This window comes from Bacillus sp. 7705b (assembly GCF_002289525.1).
In the GTDB taxonomy this organism is placed as follows: Bacteria; Bacillota; Bacilli; order Bacillales; family Bacillaceae; genus Bacillus; species Bacillus halotolerans.
This window is the reverse complement of record NZ_NSDH01000055.1, coordinates 1-17730: the sequence shown is the minus strand read 5'-3', so window position 1 is coordinate 17730 and position 17730 is coordinate 1. Positions and strand designations below refer to the sequence as shown.

The window sequence follows — 17730 nt, the reverse complement described above, 5'->3', positions numbered from 1 at the left end:
CTTGACCAACGGGCCGTTTGTGTTCTCGTCGAGCTGACAAAAGTTATTATATACAGGTTCCCCCCCTTTTGTAAAGAGGAAATTTAAATTTTTTATTTTCAAACTTTTTAACCCCTTTTTTAACTGAAAAAGCCTCCTACCATTTATCATTTATTTTAAGATAGATATAGATCGAATTAAGAGAGGAGAAACCAATATGATACTAGTCAGCTCTTGCCTCGGCGGCATTGAATGCAGATACAACGGTTCGCATGCCGCATCAGAGAAAATCCGAAAACTGATTGAAGAAAAACAAGCAGTGATGGCTTGCCCTGAACTTCTCGGCGGCTTCTCCACTCCCCGAGAACCAGCAGAAATCATCGGAGGCACTGGTGAGGATGTTCTTAGTGGAGCCGCGAAAATCATAACGTCTTCAGGAGAAGATGTAACAGATTTATATATGAAGGGCGCGGCCCAAACATTGGCCTATGCAAAAGAAATCAACGCCTCTGCCGTCATATTGAAAGAAAACAGCCCATCATGCGGAAGCAATTTCATCTATAATGGCTCATTTTCAGGCAAAAAAATCGCTGGAAACGGAGTAACCGCCGCGCTATTAAAACAAGCGGGGTACCGTGTAATTTCTGAAAACCAGTTAGACGACATATTGTAAGGAGGCTCATCATGATGCAAGATATCTCTTTATCCTTCTATAAGCCTGAGCATTTGCCGGAGCTTTACGCATTTACTTTACACGATGATGACAAACGCTTTACCGCTCTCCCTAAAGAGGTGCTGACCCAGGCCCTAAGCATTCAGGAGCGCTATCCGGTTGTCATCTTAAAAGGTGATCTGCCAATAGGCTTTTTCATTCTACATACGTCAAAAGAAACCATTGCTCCCTATTCCAACAGTCCATTTGCTTTATTGCTCAGTTCCTTATCATTAAACTCTGCCCACCACGGACAAGGCTATGCGAAAAAAGCCATGCTTCAGCTCCCCTCTTTTGTTAACGGGTATTTCCCATGGTGCGATGAAATCATTTTAGCCGTCAATCACCTGAACACCCGTGCAAAGCAGCTATATATGAAAACCGGATTTCTTGATAAAGGACGCCGAAAAATCGGGCCGCTTGGCGAACAGCTGATACTTCATTATTTCTTATAGCCTCTTTTGAAATAAAGTTTCAAAAATTAAAAATGATAGTTGAAATATCATAACAGAAATGAATATACTGAATATTGAGATATATTTATTTTTACACAGGGGGCATCCTCATGTCAGAACAATTGAATCTTCATAGCCTTACAACTGAATCACGCAATAGCCAAACATCGGAAATACACAAAGCTAATACCTTCGATATCTTAAAAATGATTAACAATGAAGATATCAAAGTCGCTGCCGCCGTTCAGCGTGTCCTTCCCGATATCGAAGCAGCCGTCGAATGCGCGTATGAATCCTTTCAAAATGGCGGACGGCTCATTTACGCAGGTGCAGGCACTAGCGGCCGACTCGGTGTGATGGACGCAGTTGAATGTCCTCCGACCTACAGCGTCAGTCCTGATCAGGTAATCGGATTAATGGCCGGCGGTCCCAACGCATTTTTGCAGGCGGCTGAGGGGATTGAAGATCATGAAGAAGCAGGGGCCGAGGATTTACGATCCATCCATCTCACCTCAGCCGATACAGTGATCGCGATTGCAGCAAGCGGCCGTACGCCTTATGCAGCAGGTGCGCTGAAATACGCCCGCAAAATCGGAGCAAACACCGTCTCCCTTACCTGTAACAGTCAATCTGCCATCAGCAAACACGCTGATCACAGCATTGAAGTCGTCGTCGGGCCAGAAGTCATTACAGGCTCGACACGTATGAAAGCCGCAACCGCTCATAAAATGATTCTAAACATGATATCCACCGCTGTAATGGTCAAAATCGGCAAGGTCTACGAAAACTTGATGGTGGATGTCAATGTCAGCAACAAAAAACTAAAAGAACGCGCCATCAGCATCATTCAAAGCCTTACAGACGTTTCTTATGAGAAAGCGCAATACACACTTGAACAGGCGAATCTTCATGTCAAAACAGCAATTGTTATGCTCAAAACCAGCACAGATCAAAACAAAGCGAAGACATTGCTTGATGAAGCGAACGGTTTTATAGACAAAGCAATTGAAAACTACCATTCATGATAAGGAGAGACAGTAATGGCGACAGGCGGTTTAGCTATCATTCAATCAATGAAACACAAGCTGCCACAATCAGAGCGTAAGCTTGCGGACTACATATTAGCCCATCCCCACAAAGCGATAGAAAGCACAGTCAGCGAAATCAGCGCCTTAGCTAATTCAAGTGACGCTGCCGTCATCAGGCTCTGCAAGTCACTGGGACTAAAAGGATTTCAGGATTTAAAAATGAGGGTAGCGGGCGATCTGGCAAAACCTGCTGTTCAAGGCTACCGGGACATCGCTCCTCATGAATCGCTGCCTTCCATCTCTGAAAAAGCAGCCGGCAATGCTATTCAAGCAATTCAAGACACCTCAGATCTCATGGATTATCAAGAGCTTGAGCGCGCCGTTTCTCTGCTGCTTCAAGCGAACACGGTACATTTTTTCGGTCTGGGCGCCTCGGGAATTGTCGCCAAGGATGCCCAGCAAAAATGGCTTCGAATTCATAAACAGGCGACTGCTTTCACGGACACTCATCTTGTGGCATCTTTAATCGCAAATGCAGATAAGAAAGACATTGTATTTGCCATTTCATTTTCAGGTGAGACACAGGAAATCATCGAGCTGCTTTCGATGGCAAAGGAAAAAGGCGTCACAATCATCAGCCTCACACAATTCAGCCAAACCTCCGTCTCTGCATTATCCGACGTTTCATTATATACAGCCCATTCCAACGAGGCCCTGATTCGAAGCGCAGCCACTTCCTCCCGTCTCGCCCAGCTTTTTATGATTGATATTTTGTTTTTAAGCATGGCGGCCGAGCAGTATGAAGAAACGGTCGGCTACATTGATAAAACGAGAGAAGCAATCAAATCTATGAGAAAGACATAAGGCATCTTGAAAGGGAGGGGTTTGTATGAGCAAAGAAAAACACTACAATACTCTGGCGGAAAAAATCCTTGAGCTATGCGGGGGGAAATCCAATATTTCTTCCTATACGCATTGCATGACCCGCTTGCGCATTACGCCTTACGATGTCAGCAAAACGGATAGTAAGGCGTTAAGAGAACTTGATGGCGTCCTTGGAGTCGTCGAAGCTGAAACCCTGCAGATTATCCTCGGCACTGGTGTCGTTAATCATGTCACCGCCGCTTTTTCGAAGCTGGTATCATCAGAAGAAGATTTTAATCTAAAAGAGGCCGCAGCCAAAAAGAAATCCGATATCAATCGTAAGAACGCCACCCCGTTTAAGCTTTTTTTACGTAAAATAGCCAGCATCTTCATACCTCTCATTCCCGCACTCGTCGCTTCAGGCTTAATTACCGGAATTACCAAAGCGATAATTCAAGCCGGCTGGCTCTCTGCAGAATCACAAACGGCTATTGTCCTCACAGTCATCGGATCAGGCCTATTCACTTATCTCGGCATTCTCGTCGGCATTAACGCGTCAAAAGAATTTGGCGGGACGCCCGCTCTCGGCGCTCTGGCAGGAATTCTGATCATTAACCCGGAAATCGCAAAGATCAGCTTATTCGGAGAACAGCTTCTTCCCGGCAGGGGAGGCCTCATCGGCGTTCTATTCGCAGCTATATTCATTGCTTACACAGAACAATTCGTCCGCCGCTTTATTCCTCAATCACTCGATATTATCGTAACTCCAACAGTTTCACTTTTGATCACTGGAATATTGACGTATGTCGTTTTCATGCCTTTAGGCGGGTTCATTTCAGATATCATCACATCCGGTCTTCTGTCCATCTTAGACATCGGCGGAATCGCTGCAGGCTTTATTCTGGGCGCGACCTTCCTCCCTCTCGTTGTAACCGGGCTACATCAAGGCCTGACGCCGGTGCACATGGAACTCATCAATTCGATTGGTGATGACCCGCTTCTCCCTATCCTTGCTATGGGAGGCGCGGGACAAGTGGGCGCAGCCTTCGCCATCTTCGTTAAAACAAAGAAAAAAACGCTGAGAAAAGCGATCACAGGGGGTCTTCCTTCAGGACTGCTCGGCATCGGTGAACCGCTTATATTCGGTGTAACGCTGCCGCTTGGCCGTCCGTTTTTGACAGCGTGCTTAGGGGCGGGTATCGGCGGAGCTTTTCAAGCTTATTTTCAGGTAGCCACAGTTGCGCTCGGCGTCTCCGGATTGCCGCTCTCTTTTCTGGTGCTGCCTTCACAAATCATCTTATATATCATTGGTCTCTTTATTTCCTATGCGGCAGGCTTTTTATTGACCTACGCTTTCGGATATAAAGATGAAATGGCTGCCCAGTTCGATTAAATGATGACGTTTTAGGAATAGTAACGGCATAGAAACACGGAAAGGAGCAAGCTTGTGAGAACGAAGACATTAGCATTACTCAGCGCTATTTTAACCGTGTCCATTCTGACGCCGAACGAAGCCTTCGCACAAACCGCCCTTCATCAAGCAGACAACCAGGTTGAGCCGAAAACAATAAATCCAGAAACTGCACAGTTTTCGTCGAAGAAACTAAGGAAGGTTGATCAGATGATTGAACGGGACATTGCAGCAGGATTCCCCGGCGCCGTTCTGGTCGTCGTGAAGGACGGCCGTATGATCAAAAAAGAAGCATACGGCTACAGTAAAAAATATGACGGGGCTGAACTGTTGCGCCGTCCGGCAAAAATGAAAACCCGCACGATGTTTGACTTGGCATCAAACACAAAAATGTATGCGGCCAATTTTGCTTTACAGCGCTTAGTCAGCCAAGGCAAACTCGACGTTTATGAAAAGGTATCTGCTTATTTGCCTGATTTCAAGGATCAGCCTACAGATCGCATCAAAGGGAAAGATAACATTCGTGTCATTGATGTCCTGCAGCACCAATCAGGGCTTCCATCCAGCTTCTACTTTTACAGCCCGGAAAAAGCCGGAATGTATTATTCGCAAGAGCGGGAGAAAACCATTGAATACTTGATGAAAATCCCGCTGGATTATGAAACAGGAACAAAACACGTATACAGTGACATTGGATACATGCTTCTCGGCTGTATTGTCGAAAAACTCACCGGCAAACCGCTTGATGTCTATACGGAACAAGAGCTCTACAAACCGCTGAAGCTGAAACATACGTTGTACAATCCGCTGCAAAAGGGCTTTAAAGCAAAACAGTTCGCAGCCACTGAACGTATGGGCAATACACGAGACGGTGTTATCCATTTCCCTCATATCCGCACAGACACGCTGCAAGGAGAAGTACATGACGAAAAAGCATTCTATTCGATGGAAGGCGTTTCAGGCCACGCCGGACTGTTTTCAAACGCTGATGATATGGCGATTCTGCTTCAAGTCATGTTAAACAAAGGAACGTACCGAAACGTTTCATTATTCGATCAGAAAACAGCTGACCTATTTACGGCGCCATCAGCAACAGATCCGACATTCGGCCTTGGATGGCGGCGAAACGGCAGTAAAAGCATGGAATGGATGTTTGGCCCTTATGCAAGCGAAAATGCGTACGGACATACTGGCTGGACAGGAACGGTTACCATCATTGATCCGGCATACAATTTAGGCATCGCTTTGTTAACAAATAAAAAGCATTCACCTGTCGCTGATCCAGCGGAAAATCCGAACGTGTTTGAGGGTGACCAATTTTCAACAGGCAGTTACGGAAGCGTCATTACCGCGATTTATGAAGCAATGAAATAATCGACGATAGGAGGAAGTTGTTATGAAACCTGTCATTTCGCTTATCCTTTCCACCGTCCTTTTTCTTTCATGTTTTCTCGGCGTCAGTCAGACAGCTGAAGCAAAACCCCGCAGCTCAGATGATGCCAAGCAGATCGTTGATCGTATGACGTTAGAAGAAAAACTTGGCCAGATGCTGATGCCGGATTTCAGAAACTGGAAAAAGGAAGGTGAGTCTTCTCCGCAAGCCTTCACAAAAATGAATGAGGAAGTCGCTGGCCTCATCAAGAAATATCAATTCGGCGGCGTCATACTATTTGCAGAAAATGTAAAAATAACTGAACAAACGGTACGGCTGACAGACGCATATCAAAAGGCCAGCCCTAAGATTCCGCTCTTACTCAGCATTGATCAAGAAGGCGGGATCGTGACGAGATTAGGGGAGGGCACTAATTTCCCAGGCAATATGGCGCTTGGCGCAACAAGAAGCAGAATCAATGCATATCAGACCGGCAGCATTATTGGAAAAGAGCTTTCTGTCTTAGGCATCAATACAGATTTCAGCCCAGTCTTGGACATTAATAATAACCCTGATAATCCCGTGATCGGTGTGAGATCATTCAGTTCTGATCGTGAACTGACAGCACGACTCGGTTTATATTCTATGAAAGGTTTGCAACGGCAAAATATCGCCTCTGCTCTTAAACATTTCCCGGGACATGGAGACACTGACGTTGACAGCCATTATGGACTGCCGCTCGTTTCTCATAACCAGGAACGGCTTCGTGAGGTTGAACTCTATCCTTTTCAAAAAGCGATTGATGCCGGAGCAGATATGGTGATGACAGCTCATGTTCAATTCCCAGCCTTTGACGACACCACATATAAAAGCAAGCTTGATGGATCAGATATTATGGTTCCCGCTACACTTTCAAAGAAAGTAATGACCGGGCTGCTTCGGGAGGAAATGGGATTTGGCGGTGTAATCGTCACTGATGCTCTCAATATGAAAGCCATAGCAGATCATTTCGGTCAGGAAGAGGCGGTCGTCATGGCCATAAAGGCCGGTGTTGATATCGCGTTAATGCCTGTCTCAGTTACATCTTTGAAAGATGAACAAAAATTGGCAAGCGTGATTGACTCCTTAAAAGAAGCTGTTAAAAATGGAGACATTCCCTTACAGCAAATCAACAAATCGGTGGAAAGAATCATTTCCCTGAAAATAAAGCGCGGTATTTACTCCGCTCAGCATGACAGCAACATAGATAAAAAGGTGAAGAAAGCACTCAAAACAGTGGGAAGCAAACACCATACGAAGACAGAGCAAAAAATCGCTGAAAAGGCAGTGACAGTATTAAAAAATGATCAGCATACCTTGCCGTTCAAACCAAAAAAAGGCAGCCGAATCTTAATTGCCGCACCTTACGAGGAACAAACAGCATCCATTGAAAAAACCATTCACGATTTAGTGCAGCGAAAAAAAATCAAATCTGTTTCTCTTAACAAAATCAACTTTGCAGAAAAGGTATTTAATGCTGAGCATGAAAAACAAGTAAAAGAAGCTGATTATATTATTACAGGCTCTTACGTTGTAAAAAATGACCCTGTCGTCAACGACGGTGTCATCGACGACACGGTAACAGATTCAAGCAAATGGGCCACCGCTTTTCCGAGAGCTGTCATGAATGCCGCACTGCAGCACAAAAAGCAATTTGTCTTAATGAGTCTGCGCAATCCATATGATGCCGCCAATTTCGAAGAAGCAAGTGCTTTGATTGCCGTCTATGGTTTTAAAGGATATGCAAACGGGCGTTATCTTCAGCCGAATATTCCGGCCGGCGTTAAAGCGATCTTCGGACAATCAAAGCCAAAGGGCACGCTGCCAGTCGACATTCCATCCGTCACAAAACCGGGAGACATCCTTTATCCATTTGGCTATGGAGTAAACATCAAAACGGGAAAACCGCTTTAATAAGGAGGAGCATATGAAGAAAACGGTATTGGTTCTTCTCGCAGGGCTTATGATGTTCGGGACAATGACGGCTGCCTCAGCTTCGCCTAATTCAGAAAAACAAACAGCAAAAAAACCTAAAGTCCAGACCGGCATTGATATCCTCTTGTCACGACACAAAAAGCAGCTAATGGGAAAAAGAGTTGGACTGATTACCAATCCAACAGGTGTGAGTGTATCCCTTAAAAGCAGCGTAGATATTCTTTACGAAGACCCCGATATACAGCTGACAGCTTTATTCGGGCCCGAGCACGGCGTTCGCGGCGACGCTCAGGCAGGAGACGAAGTAGGCTCTTACATTGACGAAAAAACCGGGGTTCCCGTATACAGCCTTTACGGAAAAACGAAAAAACCCACTCCTGATATGCTGAAAAATGTCGATGTTCTTCTATTTGACATCCAGGACGTCGGGACTCGTTACTATACGTACATTTATACAATGGCTTATGCAATGGAAGCCGCTAAAGAAAACGGAATTCCTTTTATCGTGCTGGACCGCCCGAATCCCCAAGGCGGAAAAAAGGTTGAAGGACCAGTGCTGGAGCCCGAGTACGCATCCTTTGTCGGACTCTATCCCATTCCGTTAAAGCACGGGATGACCATTGGAGAATTGGCTTTACTATTCAACAAGGAATTTAATATTAATGCTGATGTGTCAGTCGTAAAAATGAAGCACTGGAAACGCTCTATGGATTTTGACGAAACCAGACTGCCTTTCGTCCTCCCTTCACCGAACATGCCAACCGCAGAGAGCACATTTGTATACCCTGCAACAGGGTTAATTGAAGGAACAAATGTATCTGAAGGGCGGGGAACGACTAAGCCATTCGAGTTGATCGGAGCTCCCTTTATCACAAGCACAGAGCTTGCAGAAAAAATGAACAGTCTTGCTCTGCCTGGCGTTACATTCAGAGCTTCCTCCTTCACTCCAACGTTCTCTAAACATCAAGGAACACTTTGCCACGGCGTGCAGCTCTATATCACGGACAGAGAAAAATTTGAAGCGGTTAAAACAGGACTGTCGCTTATTAAAATGATACATGACCTCTATCCTGATGATTTTCAGTTCCTAGCGTCTGGCTCATTTGATAAATTAGCAGGCAACGGCTGGGTTAGAACAAAAATCGAGAACGGTGCTTCAATTGATGAAATCATTGACACCTATCAAAAACAGCTGAAGCAATTCAATAAAACCAGAAAACAATATCTCCTATATTAAGACTTAAGAATGGTATGTTACACGTGTAACATTTTCTTACCCAACAAAAGCATGGTCATTTTCCCTTGCCCGCACATTGCGGCAAGGGTTTTTTAAATCCAAAAACAACACGCTTTATATAGGAAAACTTTCATTTATTTGGTACAATCTTATTGAAAATGATTATCAATTAAGCAAGCGTTTCTGAAAAGGTGGTCTTCTCCTTGCAAAACTCAATGATTTATCATCCGGTACAAATTGAATATATGAAGAAAACGAGTGATCTCTTCTCAGAACAGCAATTGGCCGACTCATTCGTACTGATCTTTCATTTAAAAGGAGATGGACATATTTCTATCGGAACAAGAACCGCTCCTCTCCAAAAAAAGACACTGTATGTTTGTCCGCCTCATGAGACATTCGGCATTACACCTGCAGAAGAGAGAAATATAGATGTGTGTCTGATTAGGCTTCACTGCTATACAGCGGAAACCCGGCAAGATCTCTTAAAACCATGCACTGAAACTGATTTATCCAGTCTAAACCTTGTGAATGTTTCACATATCGAAAACCTTTCAGCCCGGCTTCAAGAACTTGCAGAAATATGGACAGAATCAGCTCAGCTTTCTCAATTAAAATGTGTGATAGAGGTTCAAAGCCTGATTTATGATCTATTCACAGCTAATGTATCCGATCAAAACGATACACAATCTGCGATTGAAAAAACAAAACATTACATTGAAACTCATGCCGATACAAAAATTACACTTGCCCAGCTCTCAAAAATTGCAGGAATCAGCGCCAAGCATTACAGCGAAACCTTTAAAAAATGGACAGGCCAGAGCGTAACAGAATTCATTACAAAAACTCGGATTACCCGAGCAAAGCGGCTTATGGCAAGATCCAACTGTAAACTGAAAGAAATCGCCCATCAAACCGGCTATCAAGATGAATTTTATTTCAGCAGAATCTTTAAAAAGCACACAGGTTCTTCACCTACAAGCTATATGAAAAAACGCAGGCAAAAACTAGCCGCCTATGGAAAGGGAACAATGGGACAGCTCATTCCTCTGCATCACATACCGTTTGCAGCCGCACTCCATCCAAAATGGACGGCTTACTATTATCAGCATTATTCAGCAGATATTCCAGTACAGCTCAGCGCATACCGGTTTAATGAAAAATGGGAGGAAAACCTGCAGACGTTGTCCCAAGCTGAACCCGATATCATTTTCAGCATGGATTCTGTTTCTTCAGAAGAACAAAAGCGCCTGAACAGCATTGCAGAAGTATGTTACCTTCCTGCAGAAGAAAACTGGAGAGCACACTTTCTGCACACCGCCTCGTTTTTAAAGGAAGAATCGGAAGCTGAAAAGTGGCTCGCAGCCTATGACAAGCAGACGGCTGCCGCTAAAAAGACATTGCTGCACGCCCAAGAGTTTCGTTATCTCTTTCTTCGTCTGCATAAGCAGCGCTTTTATATGGCGCATAATCGCAGCGTACGCGAAGTCTTCTTTGAAGATTTAGGGTTCCAATCGGCTGAACCGGCTGACACGCCTTCAGAACAAGCGATTTCATTAGAAGACATCACAAATTGCCAAGCTGACTGTATCATGCTCTTTCTTTTTAAAGAGCCGGAAACCATTGCTTATTATCAGCAATTAAAACAGTCGGAAATATGGCAAAACCTAAGCGCAGTGCGGAACGGACGTGTGTATCACCTCTCTTCAGACCCATGGAATGAGTACTCGGCTTGCGGGCACGAGCGGATTGTTCAGCAAACCATTTCTATGCTATCCGGTGATAGTCCATGATAAATATGGAATTTGTCCATGGTGTTATGTCTGTTCATTCTCTATAATTCCAATTGATAATAGTTATCAATTGAACAGGAGGCACTATAGATGAAAAAGCTATCTCTTACCTTATTAATCTTGCTTCTCGCACTCACGGCGGCAGCTTGCGGCAGCAAGGAAGAATCCTCTGCGAGCAAAGCAAGCGGCACAAAGTCCGAGAAAAAGAAAATCGAGTATTTGGATAAAACGTACGAAGTAAACGTACCGACAGATAAGATTGCCATTACGGGAAGCGTTGAATCCATGGAAGACGCAAAACTGCTGGACGTTCATCCGCAGGGTGCAATCTCATTCTCCGGAAAATTCCCTGAAATGTTCAAGGACATCACAGATAAAGCAACACCTACAGGGGAAAAAATGGAGCCAAACATTGAAAAAATTCTTGAAATGCAGCCAGACGTGATCCTGGCATCTACAAAGTTCCCTGAAAAAACCCTGCAAAAAATAAGCACGGCCGGCACGACCATTCCGGTTTCACACATCTCATCAAACTGGAAGGAAAATATGATGCTGCTTGCCCAGCTGACTGGAAAAGAGAAAAAAGCGAAAAAAATCATTGCAGACTATGAACAGGATCTAAAAGAAACAAAAACGAAAATCAGTAAACAAGCAAAAGATTCAAAAACGCTTGTCATCAGAATCAGACAAGGGAATATTTACATTTATCCTGAACAAGTGTACTTCAACTCAACTCTTTATGGCGACTTAGGCCTTAAAGCACCGAATGAAGTCAAAGCCGCAAAAGCGCAAGAGCTGATTTCATTAGAAAAACTCAGTGAAATGAACCCTGACCACATTTTCGTCCAATTTTCTGATGATGAAAATGCGGATAAACCTGATGCATTAAAAGATTTAGAGAAAAATCCAATCTGGAAAAGCCTCACAGCAGTCAAAGAAGATCATGTGTACGTCAATTCAGTTGATCCTCTTGCACAAGGTGGTACGGCTTGGAGCAAAGTCCGCTTCCTGAAAGCGGCATCTGAAAAATTAACACAAGACTAAATTAGAGTAGGTTTTTGTATGTATTCAAAACAGTGGACACGTATCATTTTGATTACTTCTCCATTTGCTATTGCATTATCATTGCTGCTTTCCGTCCTCTATGGCGCAAAGCAGCTTAATGCTGATATTGTCTTTGCATCACTTTTTCATTTTGATCCGGGAAACACAGACCATCAAATCATATGGCATTCCCGGATTCCAAGGGCTGCCGGCGCTCTGCTCATTGGGGCAGCCCTTGCTGTATCTGGAGCGCTCATGCAAGGCATCACACGCAATTATTTGGCATCGCCCTCAATTATGGGTGTTTCAGATGGTTCCGCGTTTATCATTACGCTTTGTATGGTTCTGCTTCCGCAATCATCTTCGCTTGAAATGATTATTTACTCTTTTATCGGCTCCGCATTTGGAGCTGCATTGGTATTCGGCCTGGCAACAATGCTGCCTAACGGGTTTACGCCCGTACAGCTAGCCATCATTGGCACAGTCACAAGCATGCTGCTTAATAGTTTAGCGGCTGCCATATCGATCTATTTTCAAATTTCACAGGATCTGAGTTTCTGGTACAGCGCCAGACTTCATCAAATGAGCCCCGACTTTCTAAAGCTTGCCGTTCCATTTTTCCTTGCGGGTATCGTCATAGCTGTTTCTCTCAGCAAAAAGGTGACCGCTGTATCACTAGGCGACGATATCTCTAAGAGTTTGGGCCAAAAGAAAAAAACGATCAAAATCATGGCAATGATCTCTGTCATCATTTTAACCGGAAGTGCTGTAGCGCTTGCCGGAAAAATTGCGTTTGTCGGTTTAGTCGTCCCGCATATTACGAGATTTCTCGTCGGCTCAGATTATAACAGACTGATTCCTTGTTCCTGCATCTTGGGCGGCGTCTTTTTAACGCTGTGCGATCTCGCCAGCAGATTTATCAATTATCCATTTGAAACACCGATTGAGGTTGTGACTTCTATTATCGGCGTTCCTTTCTTCCTTTATTTGATCAAACGAAAAGGAGGAGAGCAAAATGGCTAAAAAATATGCAGTGTTAATCGTATTGATTCTCCTCGTCAGTTATTTCAGCATGACCAGCGGATCATTTTCTGTTCGTCCGACAGAGCTGCTCTCCACTCTTTTTCAGATCAATCCCAATCCGCAGTATGAAGTTTTGCTGTTTGACTTAAGACTGCCGCGGATTGTCATGGCAGCCATTATCGGACTCGGGCTTGGCATAGCAGGAGCTGTCATTCAGGCCATCACACGAAACGGTCTTGCAGACCCGGGAATATTGGGAATCAATGCGGGAGCAGGGGCAGGCATTGTGGCGTTTATGCTGTTGTTCCAAGGCCAGAAAGAAGTAACTTCAATCGTCGCGGCTATGGGAATGCCGTTTTTCGGTCTGATCGGCGGACTGGCTGCTGCAGTCATGATTTACATATTCGCTTGGAACAGAGGCAATTTAGATTCAGGCAGAATTATTCTGGTAGGAATCGCGATTAATTCAGGCTTCAGCGCGTTGTCTTTGTTTCTATCATTAAAAATGGACCCGCAAGATTATGAAATGGCTATGGTATGGAAAAACGGCAGCATCTGGTCGGCAAACTGGACATATATCACAGCGGTTCTTCCGTGGATGCTGCTGTTTATTCCTATTCTTCTGGCCAAATCTCGTTTGCTCGATACCATCCGCTTTGACGAAGACACGGTCAGAAGCCTTGGCATTTCGTCAAATAAAGAAAAAACCATTCTGCTCGTCGCCTGTGTCGCCATCATTAGCGCCTGTGTCTCTGTGGCGGGAAGCATGGCATTTGTCGGCTTAATCGCGCCTCATATTTCCCGGAGATTGGCCGGTGTCGAACACCGCTATATTTTGCCTTTGAGCGGTTTGATCGGCATGCTGCTTGTATTGAGCGCAGACTTTGCCGGAAAACTGTTTTTCCAGCCCGCAGAAGTGCCAGCCGGCATTATTTTGGCGATACTCGGTGTTCCGTATTTCTTATACCTGCTTTTCAAGCAAAAAAAGGGGGAGAATGTTTGAACGGATCTTTATCAGAGCATAAGGCGGGCGACAGAATGTTTAAGCTGTATCTCCCTCCTTCCTACAGTACGGACAGCAGGGCATTTCCTTCTGTTTACGTACAGGATGGCGGTTCTTTGTTTCAAGATCAACTAGAACTGATAGAAAACAGGTTTCATCAAAACAGGGTGCCTGAGCTCGTTCTGATCGGCATAGAGGCTAAAAATCGGCTCGACGAGTACACTCCTTGGCCCGCAGCATCACTCAGTGATCAGTTTCCAGACTTCGGCGGTAAGGGGGCTGACTATCTTTCTGAAATAACAAACCGGCTCATTCCGTTTGTGGAAGAAAATTGGAATGTCTCCAGAAGGGCTCAATCCAGAGGTATGATCGGCGCCTCATTAGGCGGCCTCATCTCAATGTTCGCCTTTCTGAGACATTCATCATTATTTGGAAAAATAGGATCTCTCTCAAGTTCATACTGGTACGAGAACGCAGCAGAAACTATCTATACTTCCTCTGTAAGAGCGGGTTCAACGCGTATTTTTATGTCTGTCGGCAGTGAAGAAGGCGCCGGAAAACAATCGATTCAGCAGACGATGCTCCAAAAAACAAAATACGTGCACGAGAGCCTAATAGAAAAAGGGTTCACTCAAGATCAGCTGTGCCTCGTCATTGAAAAAGGGGCGGTGCATCACCGCAAGCATTTCTGCAAACAATTTATCAATGCGCTGGAATGGCTATACGGAAAAAACCGCTCCAACATATGAGCGGTTTTTTCATGCCTTCTGCAAGACCGGTTTTAATTCGAAACGGTTCAGCATATAGCCGAACAAGGCAGCCAGGATTTGCTGAAACAGCATGCCAATCACAACCGGAACAGCCACCTGAGACGGAAAGAAAGTGACGGCAAGAACAGCGCCGGCACTGATATTCCTCATGCCTCCCGTAAAAATAAGAGAGACAATTTCCTCCTGCCGCCTTTTCATCATTTTTCCGATAAACCACGCCGCAGCATACCCGGTTAACGCGATACAAAAAACAGTGACAGCAATCCCTAAAAATCTTAAATCAATCGCTTTGAAATAAGGAGCTATCGCAGAGCTGTTAATCGCAATCACGGCCATCAGGCACAGCTTTGAAAAGGGAGACAGCGTACTGCTCAACGCCGCGGTTCTTTCTGGAGATGACATCTGATTAAACAGCATGCCCAGGAATGAAGGAATCACTACCATCACAATCAGACCCTTCATCATTCCCCAGATATCCATGTGAACCTGGGCACCGGCCAGCACAGAAAGACTCAGCGGAACGATTAACGGCGACAGCACGGTATCAATCAATATGATAGAAAGCGTCAAACCAACATTTCCTTTGTACATTGCAGCCCAAATCAAGCTCGTAATTCCTGTAGGGATGACAACAGCTAATGTCAAACCCGTGATCGTTAATGGATCACCTTGAAATATGAGATGTCCGCTGCCCCAGGCGAAAAGCGGCATAAAAATATGAAGAACAAATAATGCAAGAATCATAGGAAGAGGATGCGCCAAGGCGTGTCTTAAAGACTGAAAGTTCGCGCTCAAGCTGCCCGCAAACGTAATAAACGCAAATATCCAAGGCACTGCGCTTTCATATCCATTTAAAAACTGAGACAGCAGCACGCCAAGCACAACACTAGTCGGTGTCAAAAGCGGCATGACTTTCCCTAATACACGGTTCAGCTTCTGAAGCATCATATACAAGTCCCCTATTAAAAATTTCTTTCTCTCTATTATATCAATGCAGTTCAACCATATGTTATATAAAAAAGCCCAGATCTCATCAATCTGGACTTTCATACTTTTATGCCATCTGTTTCATAAGGGCTTTACTTGCATTATTCAGCCCCTTTAATTCAGCTTCAATTCCTTGCTCTTTAAACTTCGCAACAATTTTATCAAGCGCAGCCGCTCCTGAATCATCCCATACGTGAGCATCGGTCAAGTCAATGACAACTCGCTCGATATCCTCTTGATAGATAAACGCATTCGTAAGATCAGTTACTGACGCAAAAAAGATCTGTCCCTTCACTTGATACGTTCTCAGCTTTTGATCTTCTGCATGAGAAACGATCTTCAGCTTCGAGATTTTGGCTACGAAGAATACGGCACTTAACAGAACACCGACGAATACGCCTTTCGATAAGTCATCCGTCACGACAACCGTAATCACCGTCACAACCATTACAATTGAATCTGTAATCGGCGCTTTTTTCAAGCCTTTTAAAGAAGACCAATCAAATGTGCCGACAGATACCATAACCATAACAGCCACTAACGCAGCCATCGGAATGTTTACAACAACATGACTCAAAACGGCAATTAAAAACATAAGAAAAGCACCGGCAACAAAGGCTGATAACCGTCCGCGGCCGCCCGCTTTTGTATTAATAACAGATTGTCCGATCATAGCGCAGCCCGCCATACCGCCAAAAAATCCAGTGACCATATTCGCGATTCCCTGTCCGCGGCTCTCTTTATTTTTATCACTGTCCGTATCCGTCATTTCATCAATAATCTGTGCTGTCAGCAAAGATTCAAGCAAACCGACAAACGCCAAAGCAATGGAATAAGGAAAAATAATTTTGAGCGTTTCGAAGGTAAACGGAACATCAGGTATTAGAAAATGAGGCAATGAACTAGAGATATTGCCCATATCTCCAACCGTCCGCACATCCACATGGAATGTGACCGCAATAATCGTCATCACAATAATTGCGACAAGCGGAGATGGCACCGCAGTCGTAAACCTCGGCAGTACATAAATAATAACCAATGATCCGGCAAGCATCGCATACATGCTCCAAGATGCATCTTCAAATTGAGGCAGCTGCGCAGAAAAAATCAGAATCGCCAGCGCATTCACAAACCCGATCATCACAGAACGAGGAATGAATTTCATTAATCTCGCAATTTTACTGATGCCTAAGATCACCTGAATAACACCTGTCAAAATGGTGGCCGCAAATAAATACTGAAGCCCGTAATCGGCAACCAGCGACACCATCACAACCGCCATCGAACCAGTCGCAGCCGAAATCATCCCCGGTCTTCCGCCAAAAATAGAAATAATAATGGCAATACAAAATGAAGCATAAAGACCAACCATTGGATCAACGCCGGCAATAATAGAAAAACCAATCGCTTCAGGTATTAAGGCTAACGCCACCAAAATACCAGCAAGAATATCTTTTCGGATATTACCGAACCACTGCTGTTTTAATGTAAAACTATTCAAATATAACGACTCCTTTTTAAAAATAAATCCGCACCGTTTCTGTTGTATTGGGAGCTTAATTATTTTACGGAAGAAAATGAAAAGAAAAACTTTCGGAGAAAAAGGGGAAACGTTGAGTATAGTGTATTGAGGTAAGGAGTTATTATACAAAGAGTATCATAATAAATTTTAATCAAATGTGCAAGGTCAAATGCTGAAGAAAAAAATGGCTCAACATATTTGAGCCATTTGCCATGATACATCATATCAGGATCAGAAACAAGAATCGTTTTGACTGCTTGAACATTGATGCCGGGTCTATGCCCATCAAGTTTTGGATGGCGGACTCGAAGTTTTCCAGCTCTGCGCCCTATCTACAGCGCATGAAACCGCCGTTAAATCCTGTGGGTGATAAACATAATCGGATAACCGGCGTGCCGCTCAGCATGTTGATCATGCTGGCTATTGTATTAGTATTAAAAATACTAGAGAGCTTCAAAAGCCGAAACCTTGAAAAAATGAACACCGAGAAAAACGAATCAGTACAGATATAAAAAAGACCAGTTCAGCTGAACTGGTCTTTACCTTGCTTGGCGGC

General features: G+C 44.3%; 15 protein-coding genes. 13 read left to right on the top strand and 2 right to left on the bottom strand.

The genetic code is table 11. The features are described 5' to 3' along the window. The first annotated feature begins 196 nt into the window (after positions 1-196). The 13 genes from CJU60_RS20110 (at position 197) to CJU60_RS20050 (ending at position 14644) form a co-directional block, all read left to right on the top strand. Positions 197-652, top strand: coding sequence for a 2-thiouracil desulfurase family protein (locus tag CJU60_RS20110; protein ID WP_024120027.1), 456 nt, complete (start codon positions 197-199; stop codon positions 650-652). Between the two features lie 11 nt (positions 653-663). Continuing rightward, positions 664-1146: a GNAT family N-acetyltransferase gene (locus CJU60_RS20105; RefSeq protein ID WP_095714756.1), complete on the top strand. Its 483-nt coding sequence runs from the start codon at positions 664-666 to the stop codon at positions 1144-1146. A gap of 110 nt (positions 1147-1256) precedes the next feature. Then, the gene (gene murQ, locus CJU60_RS20100; protein WP_095714755.1) at positions 1257-2171 is read left to right on the top strand and encodes an N-acetylmuramic acid 6-phosphate etherase; all 915 of its coding nucleotides are present in this window, start codon (positions 1257-1259) and stop codon (positions 2169-2171) included. Between the two features lie 15 nt (positions 2172-2186). Continuing rightward, positions 2187-3038: a MurR/RpiR family transcriptional regulator gene (locus CJU60_RS20095; RefSeq protein WP_095714754.1), complete on the top strand. Its 852-nt coding sequence runs from the start codon at positions 2187-2189 to the stop codon at positions 3036-3038. Between the two features lie 25 nt (positions 3039-3063). Then, positions 3064-4431 (top strand): PTS transporter subunit EIIC, encoded by a 1368-nt coding sequence (locus CJU60_RS20090; protein ID WP_095714753.1) that lies wholly within the window; start codon positions 3064-3066, stop codon positions 4429-4431. Between the two features lie 54 nt (positions 4432-4485). After that, positions 4486-5823: a penicillin binding protein PBP4B gene (gene pbp4b / locus CJU60_RS20085; RefSeq protein WP_095714752.1), complete on the top strand. Its 1338-nt coding sequence runs from the start codon at positions 4486-4488 to the stop codon at positions 5821-5823. 22 nt (positions 5824-5845) lie between these two features. Then, the gene (locus tag CJU60_RS20080) at positions 5846-7774 is read left to right on the top strand and encodes a glycoside hydrolase family 3 protein (RefSeq protein ID WP_095714751.1); all 1929 of its coding nucleotides are present in this window, start codon (positions 5846-5848) and stop codon (positions 7772-7774) included. A gap of 13 nt (positions 7775-7787) precedes the next feature. Then, the gene (locus tag CJU60_RS20075) at positions 7788-9032 is read left to right on the top strand and encodes an exo-beta-N-acetylmuramidase NamZ family protein (protein ID WP_095714750.1); all 1245 of its coding nucleotides are present in this window, start codon (positions 7788-7790) and stop codon (positions 9030-9032) included. 203 nt (positions 9033-9235) lie between these two features. Then, positions 9236-10825, top strand: coding sequence for a bacillibactin transport transcriptional regulator Btr (btr, locus tag CJU60_RS20070; RefSeq protein ID WP_095714749.1), 1590 nt, complete (start codon positions 9236-9238; stop codon positions 10823-10825). A gap of 90 nt (positions 10826-10915) precedes the next feature. Then, complete coding sequence (feuA, locus tag CJU60_RS20065) at positions 10916-11869, top strand: iron ABC transporter substrate-binding protein FeuA (RefSeq protein ID WP_024120018.1); 954 nt, start codon at positions 10916-10918, stop codon at positions 11867-11869. Between the two features lie 18 nt (positions 11870-11887). Continuing rightward, positions 11888-12892: a FecCD family ABC transporter permease gene (locus CJU60_RS20060; RefSeq protein WP_024120017.1), complete on the top strand. Its 1005-nt coding sequence runs from the start codon at positions 11888-11890 to the stop codon at positions 12890-12892. After that, positions 12885-13895: an iron ABC transporter permease FeuC gene (gene feuC / locus CJU60_RS20055; protein ID WP_044162186.1), complete on the top strand. Its 1011-nt coding sequence runs from the start codon at positions 12885-12887 to the stop codon at positions 13893-13895. The genes CJU60_RS20060 and feuC overlap by 8 nt, the downstream gene beginning before the upstream one ends. Next, positions 13892-14644 carry an alpha/beta hydrolase gene (locus CJU60_RS20050; protein ID WP_095714748.1) on the top strand — a complete coding sequence of 251 codons (753 nt, stop codon included), beginning with the start codon at positions 13892-13894 and terminating at the stop codon, positions 14642-14644. The genes feuC and CJU60_RS20050 overlap by 4 nt, the downstream gene beginning before the upstream one ends. Positions 14645-14653: 9 nt before the next feature. Here the strand turns inward: CJU60_RS20050 and CJU60_RS20045 are convergent, their stop codons facing one another. Then, the gene (locus tag CJU60_RS20045; protein WP_081638220.1) at positions 14654-15574 is read right to left on the bottom strand and encodes a bile acid:sodium symporter family protein; all 921 of its coding nucleotides are present in this window, start codon (positions 15572-15574) and stop codon (positions 14654-14656) included. 145 nt (positions 15575-15719) lie between these two features. After that, the gene (locus tag CJU60_RS20040; RefSeq protein WP_095714747.1) at positions 15720-17153 is read right to left on the bottom strand and encodes a SulP family inorganic anion transporter; all 1434 of its coding nucleotides are present in this window, start codon (positions 17151-17153) and stop codon (positions 15720-15722) included. Positions 17154-17730: the final 577 nt, after the last annotated feature.